The 19,867-nt window shown below is 72.1% G+C and carries 13 protein-coding genes; 10 read left to right on the forward strand and 3 right to left on the reverse strand.

What is annotated here, in order from left to right:
• Positions 1–4: 4 nt before the first annotated feature.
• Positions 5–1,804: an AMP-dependent synthetase/ligase gene (locus ACFYW1_RS23230; protein ID WP_388996281.1), complete on the reverse strand. Its 1,800-nt coding sequence runs from the start codon at positions 1,802–1,804 to the stop codon at positions 5–7.
• 325 nt (positions 1,805–2,129) lie between these two features.
• Positions 2,130–3,023, reverse strand: coding sequence for a LysR substrate-binding domain-containing protein (locus ACFYW1_RS23235; protein ID WP_388996284.1), 894 nt, complete (start codon positions 3,021–3,023; stop codon positions 2,130–2,132).
• A gap of 118 nt (positions 3,024–3,141) precedes the next feature.
• Here ACFYW1_RS23235 and ACFYW1_RS23240 point away from each other — a divergent pair, with 118 nt between their 5' ends.
• Positions 3,142–4,170, forward strand: coding sequence for a bile acid:sodium symporter family protein (locus tag ACFYW1_RS23240; protein WP_388996287.1), 1,029 nt, complete (start codon positions 3,142–3,144; stop codon positions 4,168–4,170).
• A gap of 49 nt (positions 4,171–4,219) precedes the next feature.
• Here the strand turns inward: ACFYW1_RS23240 and fdhD are convergent, their stop codons facing one another.
• Positions 4,220–5,068, reverse strand: a complete 849-nt coding sequence (gene fdhD, locus ACFYW1_RS23245) for a formate dehydrogenase accessory sulfurtransferase FdhD (RefSeq protein ID WP_388996290.1) — start codon at positions 5,066–5,068, stop codon at positions 4,220–4,222.
• A 296-nt stretch (positions 5,069–5,364) separates the two neighbouring features.
• On the opposite strand from fdhD, the gene ACFYW1_RS23250 reads away from it, so the two are divergent.
• From ACFYW1_RS23250 to ACFYW1_RS23290, 9 genes are all read left to right on the forward strand, one after another.
• Entirely contained in the window at positions 5,365–6,315 is a 951-nt protein-coding gene (locus ACFYW1_RS23250; protein WP_388996293.1) for a beta-ketoacyl-ACP synthase III, read from the forward strand.
• A 71-nt stretch (positions 6,316–6,386) separates the two neighbouring features.
• A complete protein-coding gene (locus ACFYW1_RS23255) occupies positions 6,387–7,784 on the forward strand; it encodes a VWA domain-containing protein (protein WP_388996296.1) in 1,398 nt (465 codons plus the stop codon).
• A 603-nt stretch (positions 7,785–8,387) separates the two neighbouring features.
• The gene (locus ACFYW1_RS23260; protein ID WP_388996299.1) at positions 8,388–9,569 is read left to right on the forward strand and encodes an ROK family protein; all 1,182 of its coding nucleotides are present in this window, start codon (positions 8,388–8,390) and stop codon (positions 9,567–9,569) included.
• A gap of 123 nt (positions 9,570–9,692) precedes the next feature.
• Entirely contained in the window at positions 9,693–11,216 is a 1,524-nt protein-coding gene (locus ACFYW1_RS23265) for a sugar ABC transporter ATP-binding protein (protein ID WP_388996302.1), read from the forward strand.
• Positions 11,213–12,262 (forward strand): ABC transporter permease, encoded by a 1,050-nt coding sequence (locus ACFYW1_RS23270; protein ID WP_388996305.1) that lies wholly within the window; start codon positions 11,213–11,215, stop codon positions 12,260–12,262. Before ACFYW1_RS23265 ends, ACFYW1_RS23270 begins: the two co-directional genes overlap by 4 nt.
• A 74-nt stretch (positions 12,263–12,336) precedes the next feature.
• Positions 12,337–13,374 carry a substrate-binding domain-containing protein gene (locus ACFYW1_RS23275; RefSeq protein WP_388996307.1) on the forward strand — a complete coding sequence of 346 codons (1,038 nt, stop codon included), beginning with the start codon at positions 12,337–12,339 and terminating at the stop codon, positions 13,372–13,374.
• Positions 13,375–13,445: 71 nt separating this feature from the next.
• On the forward strand, positions 13,446–14,687 hold the full coding sequence (locus ACFYW1_RS23280; RefSeq protein WP_388996310.1) for a Gfo/Idh/MocA family protein: 1,242 nt from the start codon (positions 13,446–13,448) through the stop codon (positions 14,685–14,687).
• A gap of 11 nt (positions 14,688–14,698) precedes the next feature.
• Positions 14,699–15,703, forward strand: coding sequence for a sugar phosphate isomerase/epimerase family protein (locus ACFYW1_RS23285; RefSeq protein WP_388996313.1), 1,005 nt, complete (start codon positions 14,699–14,701; stop codon positions 15,701–15,703).
• A gap of 322 nt (positions 15,704–16,025) precedes the next feature.
• Positions 16,026–19,754 (forward strand): ThuA domain-containing protein, encoded by a 3,729-nt coding sequence (locus ACFYW1_RS23290; protein WP_388996316.1) that lies wholly within the window; start codon positions 16,026–16,028, stop codon positions 19,752–19,754.
• The last annotated feature ends 113 nt before the right edge of the window (positions 19,755–19,867 follow it).

The following is a 19,867-nucleotide window of genomic DNA, read 5'->3' on the forward strand; positions in this document are numbered from 1 at the left end:
TGCCTCAGTGGTACAGCGCGTCGACCTCCGTCGCGTACGCCGTCTCGATCGCCCGGCGCTTCAGCTTCAGCGACGGCGTGAGCAGACCGTGCTCCTCGCTGAACGGATGCGCCAGGATCCGGAACGTACGGATCGACTCGGCCTGCGAGACCGCCGTGTTGGCGGCCACCACCGCCCGCCGGATCTCCATCTCCAGGTCCGGGTCGCGCACCAGCTCCCGCGGATCCAGCGGCGGCCGCCCCTGCATCGACAGCCAGTGGTCCACCGCCTCCTGGTCGACCGTGACCAGCGCCGCGATGTAGGGCCGGTCGTTGCCCACCACGATGCACTGCGCGACCAGCGGATGCGCCCGCACCCGCTCCTCCAGACCGGCCGGCGACACGCTCTTGCCGCCCGAGGTCACCAGGATCTCCTTCTTCCGCCCGGTGATCGTCAGATAGCCGTCCCCGTCGAGCGAGCCCAGGTCGCCGGTGGCCAGCCAGCCGTCGCGCAGCACCGCCTCGGTGGCGTCGGGGTCGCCGAGGTAACCGGAGAACACGTGGTCGCCGTGGACCCACACCTCGCCGTCCTCGGCGATGTGCACGGTCGTGCCGGGAACCGGCTGCCCGACCGTCCCGTACCGGGGACGCTCCGGAGGGTTGGCGGTGGCCGCGGCCGACGTCTCGGTCAGCCCGTACCCCTCGAAGATCCGGACGCCCGCGCCCTCGAAGAACAGCCCGAGCCGCCGGTCCATGCCCGAACCGCCGGACATGGCGTGCCGGATCCGGCCGCCCATCGCCTCGCGCACCCTGCGGTACACGACCTTGTCGAAGAACTGGTGCTGCACCCGCAGCCCGGCGGACGGTCCGGGGCCGGTCCCGAAGGCCCGCTCCTCCATGGCCTCGGCATACTTCACGGCGACGTCCACCGCCTTGTCGAACGGCCCCGCCCGGCCCTCCGCCTCGGCCCTGCGCCGGGCGACGCCGAAGACCTTCTCGAACACGTACGGCACCGCCAGGACGAACGTCGGCCGGAACGACACCAGGTCCGGCAGCAGCGCCTTGGCCGACATCTCCGGCTGGTGGCCCAGCCGCACCCGGCCGCGGAGCGCCGCGATCTCGACCATCCGGCCGAAGACGTGGGACAGCGGCAGGAAGAGCAGGGTGGACGCCTCGTCGCCGGGCGCGGAGCGGAACACCTCCTGCCAGCGGGAGACCATGGTGTCCGTCTCGAACATGAAGTTGGCGTGCGTGATCACGCAGCCCTTGGGGCGGCCCGTCGTCCCCGACGTGTAGATGACGGTCGCCACCGACTCGGGCGTCACCGCGCGCCGGTGACGGTGCACCACCTCGTCCTCGATCCGGGTGCCCGCGGCGACCAGGTCGGCCACCGCGTCGGCGTCCAGCTGCCACAGCCGTTCGAGCCGGGGCAGCTGGTCGATCACCGACGCGACGGTCATCGCGTGGTCCTCGTGCTCGACCACGACGGCGGACACATCGGCGTCGTGCAGCATCCACCGGACCTGCTCGGCCGAGGACGTCGGATAGACCGGCACGGACTGCGCGCCGACCGACCACAGGGCGAGGTCGAAGAGCGTCCACTCGTAGCGCGTGCGCGACATCAGGGCCACCCGGTCGCCGAATCTGACGCCCTGGGCGATCAGCCCCTTGGCCAGCGCCAGCACCTCGTCGCGGAACGCGGCGGCGGTGACATCCCGCCAGTTTCCGTTCGCGTCCTTGCGGCCGAGCGCGACCCGGTGCGGGTCGTCCTCGGCCCGGTCGAACACCACGTCGGCCAGCCCGCCCACGAGGGGCGCGGCCGTCATGGGCGGGACAGTGAACTCGCGCAATGACCTGCTCCTCATGGGCTCAGCACAGCGCCGTGACGCTACCCCACGGAGCGGCGCGACGGGAGGGCTCCGTATCGGCCGACACCATGGCATATGCACAGCTCAGCCACCGAAATCCGGCCAGATGGGCAAGGCTCGGGCGCGGTCGGGGACGGGGAGCGACCGGCGGGCACCGGAATCTCCACCGAATCTGTACGCCGCTGCCACTCCCGATACCGGGCGGTGCGCGGCGATTCATCCGCACTCGCCCGGTCGGTGCGGACCGGTGCCCGCGGCCGCCCCGACCTGCACGGGCCCCTGGTCAGGCGCCGTCCCGTACGACAGTCGCCCCGGCCTCCCGGACCAGCCGGTCGCCGCCCGCGAGGATCGCCGCCGCCAGGGCGTCGGCGGCCTCGCGCGCGCCCTCGCGCCGGTGCCCGTGCGACAGGACGAAGTCCACCCCGCCCAGCTCCGGCAGCCCCGCCCTGGCCGGAACCGGCGCCAGCCCCGGCGGGATCAGCCCCCGGCTGTGGGCCATCACGCCCAGCCCCGCCCGGGCCGCCGCGACCAGCCCGCTCAGACTGGTGCTGGTGCAGGCGATCCGCCAGGAACGGCCGTGCTCCTCCAGGACCTCCAGGGCGCGGGCCCGGGTGATGCCCGGTGGCGGGAACAGCACCAGCGGGACCGGCCGGTCCGGATCGATCCGCAGCCGCGGCGCGCCGATCCAGGCCAACGTGTCCTGCCGCACCAGCTCGCCGTGCGTGTCCCCGGCGCGCCGCTTGGCCAGGACGAGATCGAGCCGGCCGGCCGCGAGGCGCTGGTGCAGCGTCCCGGACAGCTCCACCGTCAGCTCCAGCTCGACCTCCGGGTGGTCGTGGCGGAACGACTCCAGGATCTCCGGGAGCCGGGTCAGCACGAAGTCCTCGGAGGCCCCGAACCGCAGCCGCCCGCGCAGCCGGGTACCGGTGAAGAAGGCCGCGGCCCGCTCGTGGGCGTCGAGTATCGTCCGGGCGAAACCGAGCATCGCCTCACCGTCCACGGTGAGGTCCACCCGGTGCGTGTCCCGGGCGAACAGCTGCCGCCCCGCCGCCTCCTCCAGCCGCCGCACGTGCTGGCTCACCGTGGACTGCCGCACCCCCAGCCGCCGGGCCGCCCGGGTGAAACTCAGCGTCTGGGCGACGGCGAGGAAGGTGCGCAACTGCGCCGGGTCGTACATGCCCCCAGGCTATCGCCGAACGTGATGACAGTCAGAGCGGTGTACGGGATTCCCGATCGCACGGATCGGGAGCAGCATGGTGCGGGCACGATCCGAACCAAGAGGACACGTGGAGCACATGAGCCGCCGCACCCCGAAACTGCCGTCCTGGCTGCCGGTCGACCCGTACATCCTGGCCCTGATCGGTACGGTGGCGCTCGCGGCGACACTGCCCGCCTCGGGCACCGCGGCGGAGGTGGCGAAGGGCGCCTCGACCGGAGCCGTCGCCCTCCTCTTCTTCCTGTACGGGGCCCGGCTCTCCACCGCCGAGACCCTGGAGGGGCTCCGGCACTGGCGGCTCCACCTCACCGTGCTGATCTGCACCTTCGTCGCGTTCCCGCTGCTCGGGCTGGCGGCCGGGGGACTGGTCCCGTACGTCCTGACGCCGCAGCTGCACAGCGGTCTGCTCTTCCTCTGCCTCGTCCCGTCGACCATCCAGTCGTCCATCGCCTTCACCTCGATCGCCCGCGGCAACGTGTCCGCCGCGATCTGCGCGGGCTCCTTCTCCTCGATCGCCGGGATCTTCCTCACCCCGCTGTTCGCGGCCGTCCTGCTCGGCGAGGAGGGCGGCGGGTTCTCGGCGGACGCACTGCTGAGGATCGCGGTCCAGCTGCTGCTGCCGTTCGTCGCCGGGCAGCTGCTGCGCCGCTGGATCGGCGGTTTCCTCACCCGCCGCAAGAAGATCCTCGGCCGGGTCGACCGGGGCTCGATCCTGCTCGTCGTCTACACGGCCTTCAGCGCGGGCATGGTCACCGGTGTCTGGCACCAGGTCACCCCGGCCAGGCTCGGCGCGCTGCTCGGCGTCGAGGCGCTGCTGCTCGCGCTGATGCTCACGATCGGCTGGTACGGGGCGAAGCGGCTCGGCTTCGGCCGGGAGGACCGCGTCGCCATCCAGTTCGCCGGCGCGAACAAGAGCCTGGCCGCCGGGCTGCCGATGGCCAGCGTCCTGTTCGGGGCGCAGGCGTCCCTCGCCGTGCTGCCGCTCATGCTCTTCCACCAGATGCAGCTGATGGTGTGCGCGGTGATCGCCAAGCGCCGCTCGCACGACCCGCAGGAGGCGCACGCGACGGGCGCGGCGACGGCGCGGGAGCCCGCCGTCGCGGGCTGACGGCACGGCCAGTGCGGTCTGAAGGCCCGTACGGGCCGGGCGGGCGTCCTCAGCCCCCGGCGACCTCTGCCGGCAGGGCGATGCGGTGCCCGCCCGCGTACACGTTCATGGAGGGGCCCCGCAGGAAGCCCACCAGGGTCAGCCCGGTCTCGTCCGCCAGGTCGACGGCGAGCGACGACGGCGCCGAGACCGCGGCGAGCACCGGAATCCCGGCCATCACCGCCTTCTGGGCCAGCTCGAACGAGGCCCGCCCCGACACCAGCAGGATCGCCCGGGACAGCGGCAGCCGGTGATCGGTCAGCGCCCGGCCGACCAGCTTGTCCACCGCGTTGTGCCGGCCGACGTCCTCCCGGACGTCGAGCAGCTCGCCCGTCTCGGAGAACAGCGCCGCCGCGTGCAGCCCGCCGGTCCGGTCGAAGACCCGCTGCGCGGCGCGCAACCGGTCGGGGAGGGCGGAGAGCAGGGCGGGCTCGACCCGGACCGGGGGAGCGTCGGCGATCGGGTGCCGGGTCGAGGTGCGCACCGCGTCCAGGCTCGCCTTGCCGCACAGCCCGCAGGACGAGGTGGTGTACACATTGCGTTCGAGGGTGATGTCGGGGACCGGCACGCCGGGGGCGAGCTTCACGTCCACCACGTTGTAGGTGTTGCCGCCGTCCGCCGTCGCCCCGGCGCAGTAGACGATCGACCGCACCTCGGAACCGTCCCCGACGACGCCCTCGCTCACCAGGAAGCCCGCGGCGAGCGCGAAGTCGTCCCCCGGCGTGCGCATCGTGATGGCGAGCGGCCTGCCGTTCAGCCGGATCTCCAGCGGCTCCTCGGCGACGAGCGTGTCGGGACGGACGGAGACCGCCCCGTCCCGGATGCGGATGGTGCGGCGGCGCTCGGTGACCCGTCCCATAGCGGTTGACCCGACTCCTTGCGTGGTGGAGGCCGGAACGCCGCGGAAGCCGGACCGGCCCTCGATACGGAGGTCGCCGCAGGTCACCGGAGTGTCGTGCGGAGCGGTGACCCCGGCGGTCCCATTGTCCTGCACCCGGGGCGCGACAGCGTCCCGTGTGTCGCAAGAGGCGTATGGGACTGTTGTCAAGCCTCCAACGGCCGGGCTTGATTCCTGTGGGAACACGTGCCCCCGTACCGATCGGTAGCGACCAAGACTGGATGGTTCCTGCCATACGTAGCGAGGGGATCCCGTACATGACCGGCTCACGTGTCGTGGCGCTCGGCCACTACCAGCCCGCCAAGGTGCTCACCAACGACGACCTGGCGGCCATGGTCGACACCAGCGACGAGTGGATCACCAGCCGCGTCGGCATCAGGACCCGGCACATCGGCGGCCCCGACGAGCCGGTGGACGAGCTGGCCGCGTACGCGGGGGCCAAGGCGCTCGCCGGGGCCGGGCTCCGGCCCGCCGAGGTCGACCTGGTCCTCGTCGCCACCTCCACCGCGATCGACCGTTCCCCGAGCATGTCGGCGCGGGTCGCCGCCCGGCTCGGGATGGAATCGCCCGCGGTGATGGACATCAACGTGGTCTGTTCCGGCTTCACCCACGCCCTCGCCACCGCCGACCACGCGATCCGGGCCGGTGCGGCCGAACGCGTCCTGGTCATCGGGGCCGACAAGATGGGGGACATCGCCGACTGGACCGACCGCAGCACCTGCGTCCTGCTCGGCGACGGGGCCGGCGCGGCGGTCGTCGTCGCGGAACCGGACGGCGTCGAGCGGCCGGGGATCGGCCCCGTCCTGTGGGGATCGGTGCCCCGGATGGGCAACGCGGTACGGATCGAGGGGACACCGCCCCGGTTCGCGCAGGAGGGACAGTCCGTCTACCGCTGGGCCACCACCCAGCTGCCGCCCATCGCCCGCAAGGTGTGCGAGAAGGCCGGCGTCACCCCGGAGGAACTGGGCGCGGTGGTGCTGCACCAGGCCAACCTGCGGATCATCGAACCGGTCGCCAGGAAGATCGGCGCGGTCAACGCGGTCATCGCCCGGGACGTCGTGGACTCCGGCAACACGTCCGCGGCCTCGATCCCGATGGCCCTGTCCAAGCTGGTGGAGCGCGGCGAGGTCCACAGCGGCGCGCCCGTCCTGCTCTTCGGCTTCGGCGGCAACCTCTCGTACGCGGGACAGGTCATCCGCTGCCCCTGAGCCCGGCGCCCCGGCGGCCCCCGTCGGGGCCGTTCGCGCCCACGCGCCGGGCGGCGGGCACACTGGCCGGTGTGACGATACTGAGCAAGGGTGCCAACATGCCGGTCGAGGCCGCCGCGGTCAGGGCGGTGCTCGGCTGGTCGACGGGGTCCGGCGTGCCGGACGTGGACGCTTCCGCGCTGCTGCTGACCCGCGGCGGACGGGTGCGGTCCGACGACGACTTCGTCTTCTACAACCAGCCGCGGCACGCCTCGGGCGCCGTGACGCACCTCGGCAAACAGGCCGGTGCCGACACGCTGGAGGTCCGCCCGGGGGCGCTGGGGCCCGACATCGAACGCGTCGCGCTCTGCGCGTCCGCCGACGGCGGCACGTTCGGCCAGGTCCCGGGGCTGCACCTGCGGCTGCTCGACGCGGCGTCCGGCGCGGAGCTGGCCCGGTTCGAAATGGCCGCGGGGCCGGAGACGGCGATGATCGGCGGCGAGCTCTACCGGCGCGACGGCGGCTGGAAGTTCCGGGCGGTCGGGCAGGGGTACGCGAGCGGGCTGGCGGGCCTGGCGACCGACTTCGGCATCACCGTCGACGACGAGCGGCCCGCGCCGGCTCCCGGTCCCGTGCCCGCGCCGCTGCCCCCGGTCCCGGCCGGTGCCCCGGCGCCGCCGCCTCCACCCCTGCCTCCGGCGGGACACCCCGGCCCCGGCCCCCGGCTCACCAAGGGCGAGGAACACCTCCCCGTGGACATGCGCAAGCGGCTGTCGCTGCGCAAGCAGCAGGTCCTGGTCAGCCTGAACAAGCACGGCGTCGCGAACCTGCGGGCCCGGGTCGTCGTCGTCCTGGACGCCTCGGGCTCGATGAGCGGGCTCTACCGACGGGGCACGGTGGCCGGTGTCGTCGAGCGGATGGTGGCCGTCGCCGCGCAGCTCGACGACGACGGCGAGATGCAGGCGTGGACGTTCGCCACGAACCCGGCCCGACTGCCCGACCTGGCCGTCGGCGACCTGCCGGAGTGGCTCGGACTGCACGTACGCGTGGGACAGAGCGGCGTCTTCATCCGCAGGAGGCCGCCGAAGGGACTGCTCCCCGGCCAGATCGACATGCGCACCGTCGGCATCCAGAACGAGGAGCAGAAGGTCATCGCCGAAGTGCGGGCCCATGTGCGTGCGCATCCGGTGCCCGACCCGACGCTGGTCCTGTTCTTCTCGGACGGCGGGGTCTACCGCAACAAGGAGATCGAGCAGGAGCTGCGGGCCGCCGCCGACGAGCCGGTGTTCTGGCAGTTCGTCGGCCTCGGCAGCTCGCAGTACGGCGTGCTGGAACGCTTCGACACCATGCCGGGCCGCCGGGTCGACAACGTCGGCTTCTTCGCCGTCGACGACATCGAGCAGATCTCCGACCAGGAGCTGTACGACAGGGTCCTGTCGGAGTTCCCCTCCTGGCTGAGGGCCGCCCGGCAGGCCGGAATCCTGAGGTGACGGGGCGCCCCTCGGGCCTTTCGTCCGGACCGGCCCGGCACGGTCCGGACGAAAGGCCCGAGGGGCGGGCCGGCTCCCGGCGGCTTGTCCAACCGTTGCAGCAGGACGCAAGGGTTGGTGGCGGGCCGGGCGGCGCGGCCATCATCACTGCGTGCACCGGCCCGACGGCGATTCTCGGGGGAGCGTCGACGACGGCCGTCGCGCGGGCTCCGCGTTCGGCGGACGCCCGCGGCCGACCGGAACAGGGGGCGGGCCGGGGCACACCCGGGCCGGCTGCGGAAAGAGGTGCGGGAGACCACGCGCACCACGAGGCTCTCCCGGCACGGCCGCAGTGCTCGCTTCCATGGTGGCGGCCCTCGCCACGAGCTGGACACGGGCGCCGGGTACCGGCTGTACCACCGGAAGGGCGACGGCGCCCGTCGGTCCTCCCACCGAGGCCACCGGCGGGCGCTTCCGCGTTGCGCCCCCACGTCTTTGTCCTCGATGTGGAGAAAGTTGCCATGGATTCCCGCGCAACTTCTTCCCAGCCCCGGCAACCACTGCTACGTTCCCCTCGAAAGCCCGACGGACAGGCCGATGTGGCGGGAGGGGCGCGTGAGACGCATGACGGCACGACCCGCGAACGCCCATCAGGCGCGACTGCTCCGGCTGTTGCGCGACGGCGGGCCCAACTCACGGGCACAGCTGGGGGATCAGGTCGATCTCTCCCGCTCCAAGCTCGCCGTCGAGGTCGACCGGCTGCTGGAGACCGGACTGGTCGTGGCCGACGGGCTCGCCGCCTCGCGCGGCGGACGTCGCTCGCACAACATCCGGCTCGCCCCGCAACTGCGCTTCCTCGGCGTCGACATCGGTGCCACATCCGTCGATGTGGCGGTCACCAACGCCGAGTTGGAGGTACTGGGTCACCTCAACCACCCCATGGACGTACGCGAAGGGCCCGTCGCCGTCTTCGAGCAGGTGCTGTCCATGGCGGCCAAGCTCCGGGCGTCGGGGCTCGCCGAGGGCTTCGACGGCGCGGGCATCGGCGTACCCGGACCGGTCCGCTTCCCCGAGGGCGTACCGGTGGCACCGCCGATCATGCCCGGCTGGGACGGCTTCCCGGTCCGCGAGGCGCTCAGCCAGGAACTGGGCTGCCCGGTCATGGTCGACAACGACGTGAACCTGATGGCGATGGGGGAGCAGCACGCGGGCGTCGCCCGTTCCGTGGGCGACTTCCTCTGCGTCAAGATCGGGACCGGCATCGGCTGCGGCATCGTCGTCGGCGGAGAGGTCCACCGGGGCACGACGGGCAGCGCCGGGGACATCGGCCACATCCAGGTCGAACCCGAGGGGCGTCCCTGTGCCTGCGGCAACCGGGGATGCCTGGAAGCCCACTTCAGCGGCGCCGCGCTCGCCCGCGACGCCGAGGACGCGGCACGCACCGGACGGTCGGCGGAACTGGCCGCCCGGCTGGAGGCGGCCGGCGGACTCACCGCCGTCGACGTCGCCGCGGCGGCAGCCGCCGGTGACGCCACCTCGCTCGACCTGATCCGGGAGGGCGGCAACCGGGTCGGCCAGGTCATCGCGGGACTCGTCAGCTTCTTCAACCCCGGCCTGGTGGTGATCGGCGGCGGTGTGACCGGACTCGGCCACACCCTCCTCGCCAGCGTCCGGACCCAGGTCTACCGGCAGTCCCTGCCGCTGGCCACCAACAACCTCCCCATCGTGCTGGGGGAGTTGGGACCGGCCGCCGGAGTGATCGGCGCCGCCCGGCTCATCAGCGACCACCTCTTCTCGCCGGCCTGACCCGGGCCCGGCCACGCATGGGCGCACCCCGCAAACCCCGGGGCGCCGGAACACCCGCACCACCGCACCTGGTACCGCCCTGCCCGCTCACCGGCCGCGTCGCACCCGCCGAGGGGATTCGTCATGGCACCGCAACCACCCCTGCTCACCATGTCCGGCATCACCAAGTCGTTCCCCGGAGTGCGCGCCCTGGACGGCGTCGACCTGGAGGTCGGGGCCGGGGAGGTCCACTGTCTCCTCGGGCAGAACGGCGCCGGGAAGTCCACTCTCATCAAGGTGCTCGCCGGCGCCCACCAACCCGACGGCGGCGAGATCACCTGGCACGGCGCACCGGTGACGCTCAAGTCGCCCGTCGCCGCGATGCGTCTGGGCATCGCCACCATCTACCAGGAACTCGACCTGGTGGAGGGACTGTCGGTCGCCGAGAACGTCTTCCTCGGCCGGGAACCCGTCACCGCCCGCTTCGTGGTGCGCGCCCGGGCGGCCCGCACGGCCGCCGCCGCGCTGCTGGAACGGCTCGGCCATCCGGAGATCGATCCGGCCCGCCCGGTCGGCGAACTGTCCGCGGCCCAGCAGCAGATCGTCTCCATGGCGCGGGCGCTCTCCCACGACGTGCGGCTCATCGTGATGGACGAGCCGTCCGCCGCGCTCGACCCCGACGAGGTCGACAACCTCTTCCGCGTCGTCGCCTCCCTCACCGCCGACGGCGTCGCCGTCGTGTACATCTCCCACCGGCTGGAGGAGATCCGCCGCATCGGCGACCGGGTGACCGTGCTCAAGGACGGCCGTGCCGTCGCCGGGGGACTGCCCGCCAGGTCCACACCGACGCACGACATCGTTGCCATGATGACCGGCCGCAACGTCGAGTACGTCTTCCCGCCGCGCCCGGCGGATCGCGCCGACCCGACGGCGGAGCCCGTGCTGCGGATCGAGGGGCTGGCGCGGAAGGGGGAATTCGACCCGGTGGACCTGGAGTTGAGGCCGGGAGAGATCGTCGGTCTGGCCGGACTCGTCGGGTCGGGGCGTTCGGAGATCCTGGAGACCGTCTACGGCGCCCGCAGGCCGACCGCCGGCCGGGTCCTCGTGGCCGGCGAGCGGCTGAGGCCCGGCAGTGTCCGCGCGGCCGTCGCCGCCGGGATCGGCCTCGCCCCCGAGGAACGCAAGGCGCAGGCCCTGCTGATGCTCGAATCCGTCACCCGCAACGTCTCCGTCTCCTCGATGTCCCGCTTCTCCAGGGCCGGTTGGCTCGACCGGCGGGCCGAGCGCCGGGCGGCCCGCGCCGCCACCCGCGAACTCTCCCTGCGCCCCGACAACCCGGACACCCCCGTCCGCACGCTCTCCGGGGGCAACCAGCAGAAGGCGGTCCTGGCCCGCTGGCTGCTGCGCGGCTGCCGGGTGCTGCTGCTGGACGAACCCACGCGCGGCGTCGACGTGGGGGCCCGCGCCGAGCTCTACGCCGTGATCCGCCGACTGGCCGACGAGGGCCTCGCCGTTCTGCTCGTCTCCAGCGAGGTGCCCGAGGTGCTGGGCCTCGCCGACCGGGTGCTGGTGCTCCGCGAGGGCCGCGTCGTGCACACGGCGGATGCCCGGGAGCTCGACGAGCACCGCGTACTCGACCTGGTGATGGAAGGGAGCTCCACGTCATGACGCAGCCCGTTTCCCCGGCGCAGCAGGGCGGGCCGGACCGGGGGAGCAGCCCCGCCCCGGCCCCCGCGGCCGGGAAGGAGAACGGACCCGCACGTGCCTTCCGGCCGCGTGTCGACGTCCGCAACCTCTCGCTCCTCGGCGTCCTCGCCGTACTGATCGCCGTCGGCGGCATCACCGAGCCCGACGCCTTCCTGGACACCGGGAACCTTCAGCTGGTCCTGACCCAGGCGTCCGTCATCGGCGTCGTCACCGTCGGGATGACGTTCGTCATCACCAGCGGCGGCATCGACCTGTCGGTCGGCGCGATGGTCGCGCTGGCCTCCGTCTGGGCGACCACGGTCGCCACCCAGGAGTACGGTTTCGCGGGGATCGCCTTCACCGCCGTGGTCGTCGGGCTCTGCGCGGGGCTGGTGAACGGCCTGCTCGTCGCGTACGGGCGGATGGTGCCGTTCATCGCGACGCTGGCCATGCTCGCCTCGGCCCGCGGACTCGCCCTCCAGATCACCGACGGCAGGACCCAGATGGTCACCGTCCAGTCGGTCCTCGACCTGGGCCTGCCCGACTCGTACGTCCTCGGCGTCCCGCCGCTGGTCATGATGTTCGCCGCGGTCACCGTCATCGGCTGGCTGCTCCTGAACCGCACCACCTTCGGCCGTCGTACGGTCGCGGTCGGCGGCAACGCGGAGGCGGCCAGGCTGGCCGGCATCGACGTGCGCAAGCAGCGGCTCCTGCTCTATCTGCTCTCCGGACTGTGCTGCGGCATCGCCGCCTTCATGCTGATCGTCCTGGCCGGCTCGGGACAGAACACCAACGGCAACCTGTACGAACTCGACGCCATCGCCGCCGCGATCATCGGCGGCACCCTGCTCAGCGGCGGACGCGGCACCATCGTCGGCTCCGTGCTCGGCGTCCTGGTCTTCACCACCATCACCAACATCTTCGCGCTCAACAACCTCCAGAGCGACGTCCAGCAGATCGCCAAGGGCGCGATCATCGTCGCCGCCGTCCTGGTCCAGCGCCGCACGGCGGCGCACGGCGAGACCTGACCCGCACCCGTACCTCCGCTCCATCCCCCGTTCCCCCTGTGACAGCCACGCACCGGACGAAGGGTTCGACAGCCATGCCAGAAACCAGCCGCAGACGACTGCTCCTCGGCACCGCCGCCGTCTCCGCGGGCGCCCTCCTCACCGCCTGCACCAGCAACGACCCCAAGAGCGAGGGCCCCGCGAAGAGCAACGCGCCCGCCGCCGACGACAAGCCCGGCAAACCCGTCACCATCGGTTTCGCCGGCCCGCAGGCCGACCACGGCTGGCTCAACGCCATCAACGAGAACGCCAAGTCGCGGGCGGCCGAGTACTCCGAGGTGACCCTGGAGACCACCGAGGGCTCCAACGACACCGCCGCCCAGATCGGCCAGGTCAAGACCCTCATCAACAAGAAGGTCGACGTCCTCGTCATCCTCCCGGCCGACGGCAAGGCGCTCACCCAGGTCGGGCTGGAGGCCATGCGGGCGGGCATCCCCGTCATCAACCTGGACCGGATCTTCGCCTCCCCGCAGGCGTACCGCTGCTGGATCGGCGGCGACAACTACGGCATGGGCCTCAACGCCGGCACGTACATCGGCGAACAGCTCAAGGACAAGAAGGGTGCCAAGGTCGTCGAACTGGCCGGCATCGACAACCTGGAGCTCACCAAGCAGCGCAGCCAGGGCTTCGCCGACGCCCTGAAGAACTACCCCGGCATCGAGCTGGTGGCCCGTCAGGCGGCCGAGTTCACCGTCGAGTCGGGCCAGGCGAAGATGGCCCAGCTCCTCCAGGCGCAGAAGCGGATCGACGCGCTGTGGAACCACGACGACGACCAGGGCGTGGGCGCGCTGCGCGCCATCCAGCAGGCGGGCCGGGACGAGTTCCTGATGGTCGGCGGCGCCGGTGCCAAGTCCGCGATGGACGCCATCAAGGCCGACGACAGCGTCCTGAAGGCCACCGTCCTCTACCCGCCGACGATGGCGGCGTCCGCCATCGACCTGGCCCGCGCCCTCGCCCAGAACAAGGGCGTCGGCGGACTGGCCGAGCAGGAGATCCCGACCAGCCTCACCCTCTACTCGGCCGTGGTCACCAAGGACAACGTCGACCAGTACCTGCCGACGGGCTTCAGCTGATCCGGCCCGGGGGAGGAACGTGACCCTCCCGCCGCACCCACCGAACGACCGACGAGGAGGAGGAAGCCCGGATGGCCCGCAGGGAAGAGACGGATCAGGAGGCCGCAGCGCCGCCGGTACCGGCCGTGCCGACGACGGGCGCGCCGGTGCTCGGCGTCGGCATGGTCGGATACGCGTTCATGGGCGCCGCCCACTCGCAGGGGTGGCGCACCGCGGGACACGTCTTCGAGCTGCCGATGAGGCCGGTGCTCGCCGCGATCTGCGGACGCGACCGGGCCGCGGTCGACGCGGCGGCCGCCCGGCACGGCTGGGCAGCGGCGGAGACCGACTGGCGGGCCCTGATCGCCCGGGACGACGTGCAGCTCGTCGACATCTGCACCCCCGGCGACAGCCACGCCGAGATCGCCGTCGCCGCCCTGGAGGCCGGCAAGCACGTGCTGTGCGAGAAGCCGCTCGCCAATACGGTCGCCGAGGCCGAGGCGATGACCGGGGCGGCACGGCGCGCGGCCGGCCGCGGCCAGGTCGCGATGGTGGGCTTCAACTACCGCAGGGTGCCCGCCATCGCCCACGCCCGCCGGCTGATCGCCGAGGGACGGCTCGGTGCCCTGCGGCACGTCCGCGCCGCCTACCTCCAGGACTGGCTCGTCGACCCGGAGACACCGCTCACCTGGCGGCTCGAACGGGAACGTGCCGGTTCGGGGGCCCTCGGCGACCTGGGCGCGCACATCGTGGACCTGGCCCAGTACCTGGCGGGGGAGCCGCTGGTCGGGGTGTCGGCGGTCAGCGAGACGTTCGTACGCGAACGGCCGCTGGCGGCGGCCCCGCCGGGCGGGCTCCACGGGGCCGCCGGCCCGGCCGCCCGCGGAGCGGTGACCGTCGACGACGCGGCCCTGTTCACCGGCCGGCTCGCCTCCGGGGCGCTGGCCTCGTTCGAGACGACCCGGATGGCGGCCGGACGGAAGAACGCGCTGCGACTGGAGATCAACGGGGAGCGCGGCTCGCTCGCCTTCGACCTGGAACGGCTCAACGAACTGGCCTTCCACGACCACACCGAACCCGCCACCACGGCAGGGTTCCGGCGCATCCTCGTCACCGAACCCCAACACCCCTACCTGGAGGCGTGGTGGCCGCCCGGCCACGCCCTCGGCTACGAGCACACCTTCGTCCACCAGGCCCGCGACCTGGTGCGGGCGATCGCCGAAGGCACCGACCCCGCACCCTCGTTCGCCGACGGACTCCAGGTGCAGCGGGTGCTCGCGGCGGTGGCGGAGAGTGCCGCGAACAACTCCGTACACACCCCCGTGGCTCTCTAGGAGGCCCGCCCATGCCCCGTCCCTTCACACTCTTCACCGGCCAGTGGGCGGACCTGCCGCTGGAGGAGGTCTGCCGGCTCGCCCGGGACTTCGGCTACGACGGACTCGAACTCGCCTGCTGGGGCGACCACTTCGAGGTCGACAAGGCACTCGCCGACCCCGGCTACCTGGACGGCCGGCGGCAACTGCTCGACAGGTACGGCCTGAAGTGCTGGGCGATCTCCAACCACCTCGTCGGCCAGGCCGTCTGCGACCACCCCATCGACGAACGGCACCGGGGAATCCTGCCCGCGCGGATCTGGGGGGACGGCGAGCCCGAGGGGGTGCGCCGCCGGGCGGCCGAGGAGATCAAGGACACCGCGCGGGCGGCCGCCGCCTTCGGGGTCCGCACCGTGATCGGTTTCACCGGGTCGTCGATCTGGCACCTGGTCGCGATGTTCCCCCCGGTCCCGCCGCACATGATCGAGCGGGGGTACGAGGACTTCGCCGAGCGCTGGAACCCGATCCTGGACGTCTTCGACGCGGAGGGCGTGCGGTTCGCCCACGAGGTGCACCCCGGCGAGATCGCGTACGACTACTGGACCACGCACCGCGCGCTGGAGGCCGTCGGCCACCGGGCGGCGTTCGGGCTGAACTTCGACCCGAGCCACTTCGTCTGGCAGGACCTGGACCCGGTCGGCTTCCTGTACGACTTCCGGGACCGGATCTACCACGTGGACTGCAAGGAGGCGCGCAGACGGCTGGACGGCCGCAACGGGCGGCTCGGCTCGCACCTGCCGTGGGGCGACCCGCGGCGCGGCTGGGACTTCGTCTCCGCCGGGCACGGCGACGTGCCGTGGGAGGACGTCTTCCGGATGCTGCGGTCCATCGGCTACGAGGGGCCGGTCTCCGTGGAGTGGGAGGACGCCGGGATGGACCGGCTGGTGGGCGCGCCGGAGGCGCTGGCCACGCTGAAGCGGTACGACTTCGAGCCGCCCGCCGCCTCGTTCGACGCGGCATTCGGGGGCGGCGACTGACGGTTCGTCCCCCCGGTCCTGTACGACGGTCCGTTCGGCGCGGGGCGGTATGGAACGGAACGGCGCGGGCGGAACGGCCTCCCGCGGCCGTTCCGCACCGACCCCTGCCCCGGCACTGCTTTGTCCTGACCCCGGTAAAAGTTCGACGGACCCCCGCACAAGGGCTTTCCGTCCCGGACGAACGGGTCTACCGTCCAAAACGTGTACATGACATGACCTGGTCGTCGGTGCCCCACCGGCCCCCGACCCCCGCGCGGCAGTCCCCGCGCAGAACGGCACGGCAACACCCGCCCGTACAACCGGCACCCTCCGGAGGACACTCGTGCACGCAACCACCACCCCCAACAGGAGCAGGGCAGGATTCCGCGTCCGTAAAACCCTCGCACTGCTCACCGGCGGGCTGCTCGCCGCGGCCACCCTCGCGCTCGGCCCCCCGCCCGCGGCCGCCGCGCAGGAACCGGCACCGGCCGCCACCGACGCGGCGGCCGAGGAATTCCAGCAGGTCACCCTCGCCAAGGGAGTGGCCGAGACCGGCGAACCCATGACCCTGGCGGTGCTCCCCGACCGCAGCGTCCTGCATACCGCGCGCGGCGGCGAACTGTGGCTCACCGACAGCGGCGGTGACACCACCCTCGCCGGCGTCCTCCCCGTCTACTCGCACGACGAGGAAGGGCTCCAGGGCGTCGGCGTCGACCCGGACTTCGACCGGAACCGGGCGATCTACCTCTACTACGCGCCCCCGCTGGACACCCCGGCCGGGGACGCCCCGGAGAACGGCACCGCCGCCGACTTCGCCGAGTTCGACGGCGTGAACCGGCTCTCGCGCTTCGTCCTCAAGGAGGACGGCACGCTCGACACGGCCAGCGAGAAGAAGGTCCTCGACATCCCGGCCTCGCGCGGCATCTGCTGCCACGTCGGCGGAGACATCGACTTCGACGCGCAGGGCAACCTGTACCTGTCGACCGGCGACGACTCCAACCCGTTCGCCTCCGACGGCTACACCCCGATCGACGACCGGCCGGACCGCAACCCCGTGTTCGACGCCCGCCGCACCTCGGGGAACACCAACGACCTGCGCGGCAAGATCCTCCGCATCAAGGTCGCCGACGACGGCACGTACACCGTCCCCGAGGGCAACCTCTTCGCACCGGGCACCGACAGGACCCGGCCCGAGATCTACGCGATGGGCTTCCGCAACCCCTTCCGCTTCACCGTCGACAAGCCCACCGGCATCGTGTACGTCGGCGACTACGGGCCCGACGCCGGCGCGGCCGACCCCAAGCGCGGACCGGCCGGCCAGGTCGAATTCGCCCGCGTCACCGAGGCCGGAAACTTCGGCTGGCCGTTCTGCACCGGCAACAACGACCCGTTCGTCGACTACGACTTCGCGACCAGGACCTCCGGCGAGGCATTCGACTGCGCCGCGCCCAGGAACACCTCCCGGTACAACACCGGCCTGGTCGACCTGCCACCGGCCCAGCCCGCCTGGATCCCGTACAACGGCGGCTCGGTGCCCGAGTTCGGCACCGGCTCCGAGTCCCCGATGGGCGGGCCCGTCTACCACTACGACGCCGACCTCGACTCGGCCGTGAAGTTCCCCGAGGCGTACGACGGCAACTTCTTCGCCGGTGAGTTCGGCCGCCGCTGGATCAAGCGCATCGACCAGGGCGCCGACGGCACGGTCGGGTCCATCAACGCCTTCCCCTGGTCGGGAACCCAGGTGATGGACATGACGTTCGGCCCGGACGGCGCGCTCTACGTCCTGGACTACGGCACCGGCTACTTCGGCGGCGACCAGAACTCGGCGCTCTACCGCATCGAGAACGCCACCGGCGGCCGGTCACCGATCGCCGAGGCCACCGCGAACAGGACCTCCGGCACCGCCCCCCTCAAGGTCGCCTTCTCCTCGGCCGGAACCACCGACGGCGACGGCGACCCGCTCACCTACAGTTGGGACTTCGGCGACGGCGGGACGTCGACCGCCGCAAACCCCACGCACACGTACCGGAAGAACGGCACCTACACCGCCACCGTCACCGCCAAGGACCCCACCGGCCGCACCGGCACGGCCAACGTCCACGTGACGGTCGGCAACACCGCCCCCGTGGTGAAGCTGGAACTCCCCGGTGACGGGCAGCTGTTCGCCTTCGGCGACGACATCCCGTTCAAGGTGACCGTCACCGACCCCGAGGACGGCACCATCGACTGCTCCGAGGTCGAGGTCCGCTTCATCCTCGGCCACGACAGCCACGGCCACCCCATCACGACGGCCCACGGCTGCACCGGCACCATCAAGACGGAGATGGACGGCGGACACGACCCCAACGCCAACATCTTCGGAGTCATCGACGCCTCCTACACGGACGGCGGGGGCGGCGGCCAGGCCGCGCTGTCCGGCCACGACCAGTCCGAACTCCAGCCGCGCCACCGGCAGGCCGAGCACTACAGCAACTCCCACGGCGTCGCCCCGCAGAACAAGGCGACCGCCCACGGCGGCAAGACGGTCGGCGACATCCACAACGACGACTGGATCTCCTTCAAGCCCTACCTCCTCAGCGGCTCCACCGAGCTGACCGCGCGGATCTCCTCCAACGGCGCGGGCGGCTTCCTCGAAGTGCGGGCCGGATCCGTCACCGGCAAGATCCTCGGCTCCGCGGCCGTGCCCGTGACCGGCGCCTGGGACAGGTTCCAGGACATCGACGTACCGCTGCGCGGAGTCCCGAAGAAGACCACCGAACTCTTCCTGGTCTTCAAGGGAGGCACCGGGGCGCTCTACGACATCGACGACTTCGAGCTCTCCGACGACGCGCCCGACAAGGCCGCCAGACGCGTCCTGGTCTTCTCGAGGACGGCCGGCTACCGCCACGACGCCATCCCCGACGGCATCGCGGCACTGAAGGAACTCGGCGAGGGCGGCAACATCACCGTCGACGCGACCGAGGAACCCCGCCAGTTCACCACCGGCAACCTGGCCCGCTACGACGCAGTGGTCTTCCTCTCGACCACCGGTGACGTGCTCAACGCCGACCAGCAGAAGGCGTTCGAGAACTACGTGGCCACCGGAGGCGGCTACATGGGCGTCCACGCGGCGGCCGACACCGAGTACGGCTGGGAGTTCTACGGCGGACTCGTCGGCGCGTACTTCTCCTCGCACCCCGCCGTCCAGCCCGCCACCGTCCGCGTCGAGGACCACGACCACCCGGCCACCGCCCACCTCGGCGACGAGTGGAACCGCACCGACGAGTGGTACAACTACCGCACCAATCCACGCGACCGGGCAAAGGTCCTGGCCACCCTCGACGAGACCAGCTACACCGGCGGCACCATGAAGGGCGACCACCCGATCACCTGGTGCCAGACCTACGGGGGCGGCCGCTCCTTCTACACCGGCCTCGGCCACACCAAGGAGTCCTACGCCGAACCGGAGTTCCGCAAGCTGCTCCTCGGCGGCATGCGGTACGCGGCCGGCCAGGTGAAGGCCGACTGCGAGCCCGACACCGGCTACCGGTCGATCTTCAACGGCAGGACGCTCGAAGGGTGGAAGCAGGCGGGCCCCGGAAAGTTCGACGTCGTGGACGGCGAACTCCGCTCCGAGGGCGGCATGGGCCTGCTCACCTACCAGGCCCAGGAGCTCGGCTCGTACTCGCTCCGACTGGACTGGAAGATGCGGGGCGACGACAACTCCGGCGTCTTCGTCGGCTTCCCGGAGTCCGACGACCCCTGGTCCGCGGTGAACAACGGCTACGAGGTCCAGATCGACGCCACCGACGCGGCCGACCGCACCACGGGCTCGATCTACACCTTCAAGGCGGCGAACGCCAAGGCCCGTGACCGGGTCCTGCGACCGCCCGGCCAGTGGAACAGCTACGAGATCAGGGTCCGGGGCGAACGCCTCCAGGTCTTCCTCAACGGAGTCAAGATCAACGACTTCACCAACACCGATCCGGTACGGAGCCTGAAGAGCGGCTACATCGGCATCCAGAACCACGGCGCCGACGATCACGTGTCGTTCCGCAACATCCGGCTGAAGGAACTGCCGCAGGAGCAGTAGGACCGTCCTCCGGCCCGGGGGGGGGGGGGGGGGGCCCCCCCCCCCCCCCCCCCCCCCCGGGCCCCGGGGGGGGCCCCCCCCCCCCCCCCCCCCCCCCCCCCCCCCCGCGCCCG

The organism is Streptomyces sp. NPDC002669, from assembly GCF_042889165.1.
In the GTDB taxonomy this organism is placed as follows: domain Bacteria; phylum Actinomycetota; class Actinomycetes; order Streptomycetales; family Streptomycetaceae; genus Streptomyces.

Bases quoted from the DNA above. Each gene is read 5' to 3' on its own strand.
- ACFYW1_RS23230 (WP_388996281.1), bottom strand. From the start codon at position 1,804: ATGACGGCCGCGCCCCTCGTGGGCGGGCTGGCCGACGTGGTGTTCGAC.
- ACFYW1_RS23235 (WP_388996284.1), bottom strand. From the start codon at position 3,023: ATGTACGACCCGGCGCAGTTGCGCACCTTCCTCGCCGTCGCCCAGACG.
- ACFYW1_RS23240 (WP_388996287.1), top strand. From the start codon at position 3,142: ATGAGCCGCCGCACCCCGAAACTGCCGTCCTGGCTGCCGGTCGACCCG.
- fdhD (WP_388996290.1), bottom strand. From the start codon at position 5,068: ATGGGACGGGTCACCGAGCGCCGCCGCACCATCCGCATCCGGGACGGG.
- ACFYW1_RS23250 (WP_388996293.1), top strand. From the start codon at position 5,365: ATGACCGGCTCACGTGTCGTGGCGCTCGGCCACTACCAGCCCGCCAAG.
- ACFYW1_RS23260 (WP_388996299.1), top strand. From the start codon at position 8,388: ATGACGGCACGACCCGCGAACGCCCATCAGGCGCGACTGCTCCGGCTG.
- ACFYW1_RS23265 (WP_388996302.1), top strand. From the start codon at position 9,693: ATGGCACCGCAACCACCCCTGCTCACCATGTCCGGCATCACCAAGTCG.
- ACFYW1_RS23270 (WP_388996305.1), top strand. From the start codon at position 11,213: ATGACGCAGCCCGTTTCCCCGGCGCAGCAGGGCGGGCCGGACCGGGGG.
- ACFYW1_RS23275 (WP_388996307.1), top strand. From the start codon at position 12,337: ATGCCAGAAACCAGCCGCAGACGACTGCTCCTCGGCACCGCCGCCGTC.
- ACFYW1_RS23280 (WP_388996310.1), top strand. From the start codon at position 13,446: ATGGCCCGCAGGGAAGAGACGGATCAGGAGGCCGCAGCGCCGCCGGTA.
- ACFYW1_RS23285 (WP_388996313.1), top strand. From the start codon at position 14,699: ATGCCCCGTCCCTTCACACTCTTCACCGGCCAGTGGGCGGACCTGCCG.